Raw genomic sequence first — 12,548 nt, forward strand, 5'->3', positions numbered from 1 at the left:
GTGAGTAATGGTTTCTTAATATTAATCCGAAACACTTTTCTTTTAATCAATTAAAGATTAAAATTAGTCGTAATCTAATTTCGGTGAAAGGATTTTTTATACATGTCATTACGCAGTTCATTTGCTGAAGCAGCTGGTCGATCAAGCTACTGGTTTCTCCACACTTTCATGAATGGCGGGAGTTCATTACCCGGGAAATTAACATTAAAGCTTGACCCTAATATTCTACAAGCATTCAGTAAAAAGTATGATTTAGTAATTGTCACTGGTACTAACGGCAAAACCTTAACCACTTCTTTGAGTGTTAGGGTTCTCCGCGAAAAATACGACCATGTTTTAACCAACCCAACTGGTTCAAACATGGAACAAGGAATCGTTACTACTTTCATTACGGCACCACGACCAAAGAAAAAGGGGTTGGCAGTGCTTGAAGTTGATGAAGCAAACGTGGTAAAGGTCACTAAGTATATCACACCAATTGCTTTTATCTTCACTAATATTTTCCGTGATCAAATGGATCGATATGGGGAAATCTACACTACATACCAAAAAATTCTTAACGGGGTTAAATTAGCTCCAAAGGCAACGATTATTGCTAATGGTGACGAACAGTTGTTTAATTCTCACGATTTACCTAATCCCATTATTTACTATGGATTTAATCACGAACAACGGGAACCATTCGATGCGCCAGCTAACACGGATGGCCTTCTTTGTCCTAAGTGTCAGCACATCCTTAAATATCGAATGCGAACTTATGCTAATCTTGGTGATTATTTCTGTCCTCATTGTGGATTTAAACGGCCAAAGCTGACTTATGCTGTCACAAAAATTGATCAACTGACGCCAACTAGCTCAACCTTTGAACTTGATGGTGAGAAATACAAAATCGGTATCGGTGGTCTCTATAATATCTATAATGCCTTAGCAGCCTATGCGTTAGGAAGATTTCTCGGGGTTAGCCAAGCCCAAATTAAAGATGCCTTTGAATCTGATGAACGGGTCTTCGGTCGTCAAGAAGTCATCAATGTAGATGGCAAAGAAGTTACGTTAATTTTGGTTAAAAATCCGGTTGGGTTAAACCAGGTCCTTGATATGATTGAAACTGATCCCCAGCCCTTTAGCTTTGCTTTTCTTTTAAATGCTAACTATGCCGACGGGATTGATACTAGTTGGATCTGGGATGGTAACTTTGAAAAGCTGGTTCAGCATAATATTCCTCAATATATGACCGGTGGTGAACGTTATAAAGATATCACTACCCGACTTACAATGGCTGGCGTCGACAGCATGTGGCACGAGCCTGATTTAACTCACGTAATTGCTAAAATTAAAGGAATGCCGACAAAGCATGTCTATATCCTAGCTACCTACACTGCAGTTCTGCAATTACGAAAACAACTGGCAGAAAAGGGCTACATTAAGGGAGGAATGGATTAATGGCAAAATATCATCTTAATCTTGCACACCTGTACGGAAATCTACTAAACACTTATAGTGATGTCGGTAATATTATTGCTTTACAGTACTATGCTAAACAGATGGATGCTGACATTACAGTTCAAGTTATCAGTATTGGTCAGGAATTTGATCCAGCAAAGTTTGACCTGGCCCTTTTTGGTGGCGGTCAAGACTATGAACAATTCGTTGTTTCAAAGGATCTGCCAAATAAGAAGACTGGGATTAAACAATTTATTGATGATCAAAAACCACTACTTGCAATCTGTGGTGGTTACCAATTACTTGGTCAATATTATATTGGTGCTAATGGAGAAAAAATTCCCGGATTAAATATTCTCCCTCACTATACTCTTAGTCAGGATCATAACCGTTTCATTGGTAATATTACTATTAAAAACGAGCAAACGGGTGACGAATATCACGGCTTTGAAAACCATAACGGAATGACCTTCTTGGGCGATGGTGAACGACCACTCGGTAAAGTAGTATCTGGCCACGGAAATAATGGTCAGGATAAAACTGAAGGAGCAATCTATAAAGAAGTTTATTGTTCATACTTTCATGGGCCAATTCTTACCCGGAATGGTGAAATCGCAAAGCACCTTTTATTAGCCGCCCTTCACAAAAAATACCCAAATGAGGATTTTAGTAACCAAGAACAGTTAATAATTAAACCAACATTTTAGCTAATAAAAACAGGCCCTGAGAATGAATGTAAGCATTCTCAGGACCTATTCTCATTAAAAGTTAATTCCTCCACGAAGGATCATTATTAGAGCTAGAATTCCCGCTAAGCCGATTACTAACGCAATTGCTTTTTCATATTTTCTCATTTTTGGTTTTGCAGCTAAATAAACTGGAATACCTAATGAAAAAATAATTGCACTTGCAAAGGCATATTCAATCCCAGTAGCAAATAATGTATAAATCGCATAGGCAGACGCGATTAACGCAACGATCTTAAACCCAAAACCATATGATTCCTTAAAAGCTAGTTTGAGTCCATACAAAGACGATAATAAATATGCTACTAAGGTCGTTGTTGTCGCCAACGTATAAGCAATTGTATAAGCAGTTTGTAACTGCGGTAATAGAAGGACCATTAGGAGTACCTGCATAATTAACGTATAGATAATTAATGCAAATCCCGGAACATTATGCCGGTTGACTAACTTAAATGGTTTGGGCATTGCATGATCCATGCTCGTAACGTAAGCAATTTCAGGACCAATCATAAACCAACTCAACAATGCTCCTAACAACGAAATTAGTAATCCGACTTTAATAATTAATGCACCCCAGCTACCGATGACACTTTTACTAAGCACAGTTGCCAGTGGCACAGAAGAAGTACTTAATTCGGGTGCCGAAACAATCCCCATTGGTAAAAGCGAAACTAAAACATACAAGCTCCAAACGATGACAAAGCTAATCACCGTTGCCAAACCAACTTCTGAATGTTTCTTTGCTCGCCGTGACATTGAAACTGCTGCTTCAATCCCCACAAAGCACCAAACAATCGTACTCATTGCTTGACCAATTTGCTGAGAAAGATTAGCAGTTTTCCCAGTTGATACCAATTGCTGTGTCCAATGCGGAACGCTAAAAATGTGTGGCTGGAATAGCGTAATTCCGATAATAATTACTAAAATCAGTGGTAAGACTTTAGCAATTGTAATAACTGAATTAAGAATACTAACTTCGCGAACACCATGCCACACGATTAGCGTGTATCCCCATAAAATAATGGAACCACCAATAAAACATCCAAAAGGCGATAACTGATGTGGCAACATACTATTTAGGGTCTTAAAGAAGAGAGAAATAAAGGCAATATTGCCAAAAATTGCTCCTAACCAATAACCCCAAAACGAATTAAAACCAACATAATTACCAAATCCTTCTTTTGCATAGGTATAGATTCCACCATTAAGATCTGGTTTGACAATTGCTAGCTTATAGAAGACAAGTGCTAGCATTAAAATTCCGAATCCGCCAATTCCCCAAGCGATTAACGCTGCTAATGGATTAGCCTTTAAAATAAGGTCGGTGGGACTATTAAAAATTCCACCGCCGATTATTGTTCCAACAATTAAGGTGATTAAGAGGAATAGATTTAACTTCTTTTCCTTCACCTTAATCACCTCACTTGTTTTTTACTCAATTATTATATCACATTAACCCACAGTGATTGTACCATTAGCAACAAGCCAAATAGCAACAACACTAAGTACAAGAATTAATACCATAACCCACTTTTCAGCAGTGCTCATCTTGTGGTCGTTTTCACGGCAGGCAAGGTAGTAGATGATGAATCCAGGGATGAAACTGATGGAAACAAGTAATACTTCTTGCCAACCAGCCAAGAACATGCATGCGAACATGAATGCGGCTGAGAGTAAACCAATAGTGAATTGACCCCATTCTTTATGTTCTGAACTGTACTTCATTTGGTAAAGACCAACGAATAAGTATGAGAACAGAATAGCAGCAGAACAAAGTGAGTAAGCAAATTCATATGCCTTATCAGTGAAAAGCAATGAGAAGAGGAAGATGGTTTGCAACACGGCAGTAATCATCAAGGAAGCAGTAGGTGCGTTTTTTGAGTTAACCTTTCCCCAAACCTTTGGCATTGCCTTATCTTCAGCAACCAGCATTGTAGTTTCAGCTGGAAGCATCGTCCATGATAACCATGAAACAATAGTTGAAATAATCAAACCAACGTTAATCAGAATTGAACCCCAAGTACCTACAGTTGCTTGAAGAACATGACCAATAGCAGGTTGACCCATTGAAGCCAATTGTGCACGAGTCAAAGCACCATAAGGCAAAATAGAAATCAAAACATAGATAACAACTAAGGTTACAAAGGCAATGATTGATGCTTGTTGAGCAGCAGAACGTGACTTAGCACGGTGAGCCATAACAGAAGCACCTTCAACACCGATAAATACCCAAATCAGGGTCATCAATGTTCCTTGCATTTGTGACCAAACAGAACCAGTAGTAGTTCCCTTTGAAGCATTGTTAGCAACACGGCCCCAGAAATCTACAGTAAACATTCCAGCCTTGAAGCAAACAACCATAATAACGATGAAGATAACAAGTGGTAAGACCTTGCAGATTGTCCCAATCATGTTTACGAAGGACGCACTTTCCACACCATTGTTAACAAGGATTGTCAAAAGCCAGCAGAAAACAATTGCAACAATAATTGATGGTAGGTTTTGACCACCCTTAAAGGTTGGGAAGAAAGTACCAATTGAACTCATCAACATTGTCGCGAAGGCAATGTTACCAAGCCATGCAGATAACCAGTATGACCAACCGGAAATAAATTCACCCATTGGTCCGAAACCGGCACCAGCATATGAGAAGATCCCAGCAGTTAAGTCAGGACGCTTTTCAGATAAGTTATTCAATGAAAGAACAAGCATTAAGAATCCGATACCAACGAAGACCCATGCTAACAGAGCAGGACCTGGAGCAGCGGCAGCAGCAACATCACTGGTAATTCCAAAGATACCAGTACCAATACAGGAACTAACAATAAGGGCAATTAATTCGCCTTTACCGATCCCTTTCTTTTCATTTTCCATCTTTACACCCCTTTTAGTCTAAATGTGAGCTAATGTGCTTCATTATTAAATTGTAAATTGCACGCGCATCATTACTATTTTTACTAATAATAATTAATGTATCATTCCCCGCAATTGTGCCAACAACTTCAGGAATATCCAGTTCATCAAACATCCCACCGAGGATCGTTGCGTAACTAGAATTCAAGGCCGTTTTTACAACATTAATAAATTGCACGGTTTCAATCGTGCGAACATTCTCACGAATTCCCGTATACAATCTACTGAAATCATGCTCCGGTGCTAATTGTAGTTGGACATAGTAGGTATGGCCTTCACCATCATTAGCCTTAACAATATTGAGCGCATGAATATCACGAGAAATCGTCGCTTGGGTGGTTTCGATCCCCTGTTGGGTTAATAAATCCAACAATTCATCCTGGGTTTCGATTTTGTGATCACTAACTAACTGTTCGATCACCTTTCGTCGCGCCTTACGATTCATTCACGTTCACCCCTAATCACAATTTAACAAATTAATTATACAACAATGTTATTTCAGTACAATAAAAGCAGCAAGAAACACCTTTAACTGAACCATTATTCAGCTTCCAAGTGCATTTGCTGCTTTCAAACTAACTAGTTTTTAAGATCTTCACGTACAATTGGGCAGGACATGCAACGTGGACCACCACGACCACGAGACAATTCACTTGAACGAACCTCATGAACGAGAATTCCGTGCTTCCGCAGCAAATCATTAGATACATAGTTACGGTCGTAAGTAACAACCTCGCCTGGTGCAATTGTTAACGTGTTAGAACCATCGTTCCATTGTTCACGTGGAGCAACGATTGGATCACCATTACCAGTAGGAATCAAGTCGATTTCAGGCTTGTCCAATACTTCTTCAAGAACCTTTTGAAGGTCTGTCCGGTGTTGGATTTCAATTTCGCCATCCTTACCTGGGTGGAGAATGTAAGTATCAATCTTACCACCATCCAAGATTTGCGGATGAACAGTAAATTGATCGTAATTAATCATTGTGAAGACCGTGTCAAGGTGCATCATAGCATGGTTATGTGGAATGTGGATAGCAACAACAGTGTCGTAGTTGGAATCCTTGAATAAGTTCCGTGCGATGTCCATGATTGCATCTGCTGAAGTACGTTGAGAAATACCAATAGCAAATACGTGGTCGGAAAGAACTAATTCATCCCCACCTTCGATCCGAGTGTCATGGTAACGGTCACGCCATACATGAACACCCTTGTTAGCGAACCGAGGGTTGTGCTTAATGATGTATTCAGTGAATAGTGATTCACGTTGACGAGCCTTAAATGTCATATGGTTAATGGTAATACCATCACCAATTGAGGCTTGTGGGTCACGAGTGAAGTATGCGTTTGGCATTGGATCCATGAAGAATGGGTAGTCTGCATCTTCAGCCATTTCAGCAAGTGAAACGAACTTAGTGTGGATTTCATCCTTCCGTACCCCAGCAATAATCTTGTCAACCATTGCTTGAGTATCCATGCTAAGCAAGTATTCCTTCAAAGCGTCATGAACAGCACCAGCAGCGTGGCCAGATTCTGCTAACATTTTTTCAAGGAATTCATTCTTTACTTGATCATCTGCTAAAGCTTCAGCAGCCAACTTAGCGAAGTAAAGTACTTCGATTCCTTGGTCCTTTAATGTCTTAGCAAAGTAATCATGTTCTTCTTGTGCGATTGGCAGGTATGGGATGTCATCAACAAGCATGCGGTGAAGAATGTCAGGGTAGACATTTTCAATTTCATGACCAGGTCGATGAAGCATAACTGTCTTAAGCTTACCAATTTCAGATGTTACGTGAATTGGACTTTGCATATACACTCACTCCTTTTGTGTGCTTTCATTTGATTACGTGTATATAATAACTAGTTTTGAAACCGTTGTCAAACCCTATTTTAACGCAGATTTGTGTAATTTTATCCTTAGATGAATTTTGGCAAAAATTATACATTTTTATATGCAGTCAAGACCACAAAAATGCATAATCTGTCCGTTTAATTTGCATAAAATTGAATAATAATTTCACAAAGTTTTTTGAAATTAATTAAGCGTTTTCTTTTTCACGAAGATAAGTGGCGAAAAGTTGATCCCGGGCACGTAAATAAGCATCATTCTTAGCTGTTGGGTGGACCCTGTTAGTTAAAGCGATCATTCCCTGATCCTCTTCCCGGTCAAGGATTAACCATGTTCCTGTAAACCCAGTGTGACTAATGATTAAGTGCCGATCACCTATTGCGTGAAGAAGTTTCCACCCTAACGAACGACTATGCTCCCCCGGAATCACCGTCTGATCCTTAAATAGCTGGTCAACCATCCAATTGTCTAGCAGACCATTCAGGTTAGTCTCAATCAGTGCGTGACTATAAAGCAACAAATCATCTAACGTTGAAAACATTCCGGCACACCCACATTCGGGCCCCAGAATATATGCTTTCGGATCATGAGCAGTTCCGCGAATTAATCCTCGTTCTGCCTGCACTTCAGTTGGAACACTATTCCTTGCAAATGGTTTGAACGTTGTTTCCTTCATTTTCAGAGGATCTAACACTCGTCTTTGGATTAATGACTGAATTGACTGTCCATAAGTTCTCTCTGCAATCCAACCAAGATAAAGAAAATTAACGTCGGCGTACCTAATTTGACGATTTAGACTAGAATCAACATGTTGTTGCGTTAAGTATGCCTTTTTAAGCTCTCTTGCTGTTAATTCATCACGATGCGGAATATATCCACAAATTCCTGAAGTATGCGTTAGGAGGTTCTGAATAGTCGGTCGAGAGTCCTTGAACTCTGGTAAATACTTTTGTACCGGATCAGTTAGCTTAAGTTTTCCCTCTTGAATCGCGATTGCAATTACTGGAACAGTCCCAATTACCTTTGTTAGTGAGGCTAAGTCATATTGCATTTTTGCCCGCAACGGTTCTCTCTTTGGCTGTATTTCTGCATTACCTTTCACTTCTCGATATTCTATTCCGTGATCAAAAAGTACATAGCTTATTCCAGGAACAATTCCCTGTTCAACCAACCTATTCAATCCGGCAATTGTTTCTCGATATTGATTTTTCATTCCTATTTCCCCCATCCATTCCATTCAGTCCACACTATTGTAGCGCAAATAAAAAGGGGTTGTGACATAAGTCTTATTACTTAGATAAAACACGAACAGCGCAGTACACAAATGAGCTCCAGTGTTCGGTAAGATCCGAACTCTGGAGCTCTATTTGTGCTTGCGGGGGCGTGAAGACGAAGTCATAAATGACTTCTGTCACGCTCCCTCTTCAAAAATTTTAATTCTTCATTAAAGGTTGTTACCAACAAACTGACTATTGTAAAGATCAGCATAAAAGCCGTTTTTCTTCATCAGGGACTTATGGTTTCCCGTTTCCAGAATATGACCATGATTTAACACAATAATTTTATCCGCATTCCGAATTGTCGACAAACGGTGGGCAACAACAAAGCTTGTTCTTCCCCGTTGCAATTCATTCATTGCTTTTTGAATTAGTTCTTCTGTCCGTGTATCAACAGAACTCGTTGCTTCATCTAGAATTAATACTTCTGGGTTTGCCAAGAACGCCCGGGCAATCGTTAATAGTTGACGCTGCCCCTGTGAAATGTTGGATGCTGACTCATCCAATATGGTGTCATATCCATCTGGGAGTTCGCGAATAAAGTTATCCGCATGTGCTAAACGAGTAGCCTGGTATACCTCATCATCACTTGCATCATTTCGGCCATACTTAATATTATCAAAAATCGTCCCAGTAAATAACCAGGTATCTTGAAGAACCATTGCAAGGCGGCTCCGCAGTTCATCACGCGACATCGACTTGGTGTTTTGTCCATCAAGGTAGATCTTACCACCCTTAACCTCATAGAACCGTTCTAAAAGATTAATAATAGTTGTCTTCCCTGCACCAGTTGGCCCGACAATCGCTACCATTTCGTTTGGCATCGCCTTAAGGTTAAAGTCTTCAATTAATGGTTCGTCATTATAGCTGAAATCAACATTAGCAAACTCAATCTTTGGTAATGGCTTCTCTTTAATTAATGTCGGATCCGCGTCTGAAGAAACCATTTCTGGGGCATCAAGCACCTCAAAGATCCGTTCCGCGGAAGCAATCGTTTGCTGAATTGTACTACTCAAGTTAGCGATTTGAGTAATCGGTTGGGAAAACTGGTTCGTATATTGAAGAAATGCTTGAACATTACCTAATGTAATCTGTCCATGAATAACCTCAATTGCTCCTACTACTGCAACCATTAAGTAGCCAAGGTTCCGAACAAAATTCATTAAAGGAAAGATCAAAATTGAGAAAAATTGGGCTTTCCAGGCAGCCTGATAATAGCGGTGATTTTTCTCTGCGAATGTTTTCTCTTCATCTTTTTCTTTATTAAAAGTCTTAACAATCGTGTGCCCAGCGTAGGTTTCTTCAACCTGACCGTTAATTTTACCAAGCTCTGCCTGCTGGTTACTAAAAAGTCGTTGGGCAGTTGGTGCTACAAAAGCAACAATTAACGCACTCAGCGGTAACGTAATCAGTGCCACCAGTGTTAGCTTCCAACTAATCGTAATCATCAACGCTAAAACCCCGACAAAGGTAATAATGCTCGTAACAATTTGAATTAGACTTTGCTGAAGAGTCCCCGCAATATTATCCATATCATTAACCATCCGGCTCATAATATCACCGTTACTATGGGTATCGTAAAATTTAACCGGAACCCGTTGCATTTTCTCCTTTAAATCACCCCGAAGATTAAAAACAACTTTCTGGGAAATCCTCGTCATAATAATCTGCTGAGCAAAACTAAATAATCCCGAGAAAACATACAGTAAGATTACAGTTAAACCGATCTGAAAAATCCGGTGAAAGTCAATTGGCAGGCTAGTAAGGTGGACTCCCTGCTTCATTTCCGAATAGCCACGCATTACCCCATTATAAATAATGGTGGTTGCTTCACCAAGAATTTTTGGCGCTAAGATTGATAAAATAACGGAGATGATCGCTAATATTATTGAGATGATTAAGCCAAATCGCCACGGCCTAAGGTAAGCGAACAGCCGCTTTGTCGTTGGCCAAAAGTGTTGCGCCTTTTTCACTCGTCCACGTGGTCCGTTATGCATTCTGGTCATCCCCCTTTGCTATCTGTGAGTAAACAATTTCTTGATATACCGGATTATCCTTCATTAATTGCTCATGGGTTCCCTGGCCGACTACTTTACCATCGTCTAAAACAATAATTAAGTCAGCATTAGCCACTGTCGATACCCGCTGAGCTACAATTACACTAACAGCATTTTGTAATTGCGAATCTTTCTTAAGCGCTTGTCGTAATTCAGCATCTGTCTTGAAATCAAGAGCGGAGAATGAATCATCAAAGATGTAAATTGAAGCCGGCTTAATAATTGTCCGGGCAATTGCTAATCGTTGTCGCTGGCCACCAGAAAAGTTACTTCCCGATTGCTCAACCTTAGCATCTAAGCCACCAGCTTCCTTAACAAAGTCAGCTGCCTTAGCAACTCTTAATGCTGACCACATTTCGTCTTCCGTCGCGTTGGGGTTTCCAAATTGAAGATTTGAACGAATCGTTCCGGTAAAGAGAACCGCTTTTTGCTGGGTAATTGAAATAACCGAGTGGAGTTCCTGCTGGCTTAATTTATCAACCTCAACACCGTTAACCTTGATTTCACCACTCTCAATATTAAAGAGCCGGGGAATTAAGTTAACAAGGGTCGACTTTCCAGAGCCCGTCCCACCGATAATCGCTAGTGTCTGCCCAGCCGTCACTTTAAAATTAAGGTTTTCCAATGCTAGGCGTTCAGCACCTGTATACCGAAAATTAACGTGATCAAAACTTAATGAAGCTGAAGTCTCTTCTGTAAGATGTTCCTGGTCTGCCACAGGAAGATCTTTAACACTTGGCTGATGTTCAAGAACTGCATTAACCCGCGCTGCTGAAGCAGATGCCCGAGGGACAAAAACGAAGACCATGGATAACATCATGAAACTAATCATAATCTGCGTAGCGTAGGTCATAAATGCAATTAAGTTTCCGACCTGCATCGTCATATTTGCGATCAAATGACTTCCTAAAAGGATAATCCCAACATTTGTCAGGCTTAGAATTAAAGTCATTACGGGGAATAAGAACGAGACTAGTGTATATGCTTTAATTGCCGTATCTGTATAATCGCCATTAGCCGCTTTAAATCGCTTTTGTTCACGCTGATCCTGACGAAATGCCCGAATTACCCGTACACCTGTCAGTCCTTCCCGAAAAATCAAGTTAATTCGGTCAGTTTTAAACTGAATGCTTTTAAACAGAGGAACTGCAAAGTACATTACAATGCCAATAACGATTGCCAAAATCGGTAAACTGATTAAAAATACCTTAGTCAGTCGCGGCTCACGAATATAGGCTAAGACACAAGCGGCCACCAGCATAATCGGTGATTGCAGCATCATTCGCAAGACCTGCATCATAACGTTTTGAATTTGCACAATATCGTTGGTCGACCGGGTAATTAGTGACGAGTCGCCAAACTTACTCATATCGCGACTAGAAAACTTCATTACGTGGCTAAATACCTGTTTACGAAGCTTTTCACCAACCTGCATTGATTGAGTAGCCGCAAAATAAACATTTCCTGCCGCCGCAACGACACCAATCCCGGCAACAATTAGCATTAACCCACCGGCATGCCAAATATAACCTAAATTTTGCTTCACGATCCCATTGTTTACTAGATCGGATGTGATTGTTGGCAAGTATAAGTCACAAGCAACCTGGACTAATAAGAACAGCACCGCCAAGGTTGTCGCCCATTTAGCAAGGTTATCTCTAGCAATTTTGATCAAACCGTTCACCTTTCCCTTCTCTTGGTAACCGATCACCGTAATAACGATGAAGGTTCTTTTCCATCATATTGACTACCTTAACAAAACGCACTAGATCCTCCTGATCAATTTCTTCTAAAAGGTGACTGCCAAATTCATGCCGCTCTTCTACAATCTTTTGGTAAGCCTTTCGTCCCTTCGCTGTCAACCGAACGTGGATTACTCGGCGATCATTGGCAAGTCGTTCCCGCTTTATAAGGTTGTCTCGTTCTAATCGCTCAAGAACTTCCGTTAAAGAACCCGGCTTAATATTTGCCATATCCGCTAATTCTCGTTGTGATAACGGCTGATCCCGCATTGCTAGAATATGAATTATTCGTCCTCGCCCAAGGAACATCCCCGAATGCTTAATGTTTCTTTTGGAGAGATTATGCATTTGCCTAATTAAACTAAACAACCGAGGAAATACTTCATCATCAGTGATCATTCTTCCATCTCCTATCGTTAGGTGCATAATTGTTAGGTACATAACTATTATATAATAACCACGTTTTCCATAAAAAGCAACGCTCATGGATGAATTTTAAAAATAAAGACTCAGGTCTCACCTAAA

10 protein-coding genes are annotated in these 12,548 nt (G+C 40.1%); 2 read left to right on the forward strand and 8 right to left on the reverse strand.

Annotated elements, in window-relative coordinates:
• The first annotated feature begins 102 nt into the window (after positions 1–102).
• Both MR181_RS00530 and MR181_RS00535 read left to right on the forward strand, forming a co-directional pair.
• Entirely contained in the window at positions 103–1,440 is a 1,338-nt protein-coding gene (locus MR181_RS00530; RefSeq protein WP_242333661.1) for a Mur ligase family protein, read from the forward strand.
• Positions 1,440–2,147: a type 1 glutamine amidotransferase gene (locus tag MR181_RS00535; protein WP_242333663.1), complete on the forward strand. Its 708-nt coding sequence runs from the start codon at positions 1,440–1,442 to the stop codon at positions 2,145–2,147. The genes MR181_RS00530 and MR181_RS00535 overlap by 1 nt, the downstream gene beginning before the upstream one ends.
• Before the next feature lie 54 nt (positions 2,148–2,201).
• Here MR181_RS00535 and MR181_RS00540 read toward each other — a convergent pair whose 3' ends face one another.
• The 8 genes from MR181_RS00540 to MR181_RS00575 all read right to left on the reverse strand — a co-directional run bounded on the left by MR181_RS00540 (position 2,202) and on the right by MR181_RS00575 (position 12,422).
• On the reverse strand, positions 2,202–3,596 hold the full coding sequence (locus MR181_RS00540; RefSeq protein WP_242333666.1) for an amino acid permease: 1,395 nt from the start codon (positions 3,594–3,596) through the stop codon (positions 2,202–2,204).
• A gap of 42 nt (positions 3,597–3,638) precedes the next feature.
• Positions 3,639–5,060, reverse strand: coding sequence for a basic amino acid/polyamine antiporter (locus MR181_RS00545; RefSeq protein ID WP_191911895.1), 1,422 nt, complete (start codon positions 5,058–5,060; stop codon positions 3,639–3,641).
• A gap of 13 nt (positions 5,061–5,073) precedes the next feature.
• The gene (locus MR181_RS00550; RefSeq protein ID WP_102168048.1) at positions 5,074–5,544 is read right to left on the reverse strand and encodes an arginine repressor; all 471 of its coding nucleotides are present in this window, start codon (positions 5,542–5,544) and stop codon (positions 5,074–5,076) included.
• Between the two features lie 134 nt (positions 5,545–5,678).
• A complete protein-coding gene (gene arcA, locus MR181_RS00555) occupies positions 5,679–6,908 on the reverse strand; it encodes an arginine deiminase (RefSeq protein ID WP_098044677.1) in 1,230 nt (409 codons plus the stop codon).
• Between the two features lie 229 nt (positions 6,909–7,137).
• Positions 7,138–8,160 (reverse strand): serine hydrolase domain-containing protein, encoded by a 1,023-nt coding sequence (locus tag MR181_RS00560; RefSeq protein ID WP_242333669.1) that lies wholly within the window; start codon positions 8,158–8,160, stop codon positions 7,138–7,140.
• 231 nt (positions 8,161–8,391) lie between these two features.
• Complete coding sequence (locus tag MR181_RS00565; RefSeq protein ID WP_242333671.1) at positions 8,392–10,221, reverse strand: ABC transporter ATP-binding protein; 1,830 nt, start codon at positions 10,219–10,221, stop codon at positions 8,392–8,394.
• On the reverse strand, positions 10,214–11,956 hold the full coding sequence (locus MR181_RS00570) for an ABC transporter ATP-binding protein (protein ID WP_242333977.1): 1,743 nt from the start codon (positions 11,954–11,956) through the stop codon (positions 10,214–10,216). The genes MR181_RS00565 and MR181_RS00570 overlap by 8 nt, the downstream gene beginning before the upstream one ends.
• Positions 11,940–12,422 (reverse strand): MarR family winged helix-turn-helix transcriptional regulator, encoded by a 483-nt coding sequence (locus MR181_RS00575; protein ID WP_242333674.1) that lies wholly within the window; start codon positions 12,420–12,422, stop codon positions 11,940–11,942. The genes MR181_RS00570 and MR181_RS00575 overlap by 17 nt, the downstream gene beginning before the upstream one ends.
• Between the last annotated feature and the right edge of the window lie 126 nt (positions 12,423–12,548).

The organism is Limosilactobacillus urinaemulieris (assembly GCF_932750685.1).
Classification (GTDB): domain Bacteria; phylum Bacillota; class Bacilli; order Lactobacillales; family Lactobacillaceae; genus Limosilactobacillus; species Limosilactobacillus urinaemulieris.

Excerpts from the sequence above, each read along its gene's own strand:
- MR181_RS00550 (WP_102168048.1), bottom strand. The coding sequence starts at position 5,544 with ATGAATCGTAAGGCGCGACGAAAGGTGATCGAACAGTTAGTTAGTGAT.
- MR181_RS00560 (WP_242333669.1), bottom strand. The coding sequence starts at position 8,160 with ATGAAAAATCAATATCGAGAAACAATTGCCGGATTGAATAGGTTGGTT.
- MR181_RS00530 (WP_242333661.1), top strand. The coding sequence starts at position 103 with ATGTCATTACGCAGTTCATTTGCTGAAGCAGCTGGTCGATCAAGCTAC.
- MR181_RS00545 (WP_191911895.1), bottom strand. The coding sequence starts at position 5,060 with ATGGAAAATGAAAAGAAAGGGATCGGTAAAGGCGAATTAATTGCCCTT.
- MR181_RS00565 (WP_242333671.1), bottom strand. The coding sequence starts at position 10,221 with ATGCATAACGGACCACGTGGACGAGTGAAAAAGGCGCAACACTTTTGG.
- arcA (WP_098044677.1), bottom strand. The coding sequence starts at position 6,908 with ATGCAAAGTCCAATTCACGTAACATCTGAAATTGGTAAGCTTAAGACA.
- MR181_RS00535 (WP_242333663.1), top strand. The coding sequence starts at position 1,440 with ATGGCAAAATATCATCTTAATCTTGCACACCTGTACGGAAATCTACTA.
- MR181_RS00575 (WP_242333674.1), bottom strand. The coding sequence starts at position 12,422 with ATGATCACTGATGATGAAGTATTTCCTCGGTTGTTTAGTTTAATTAGG.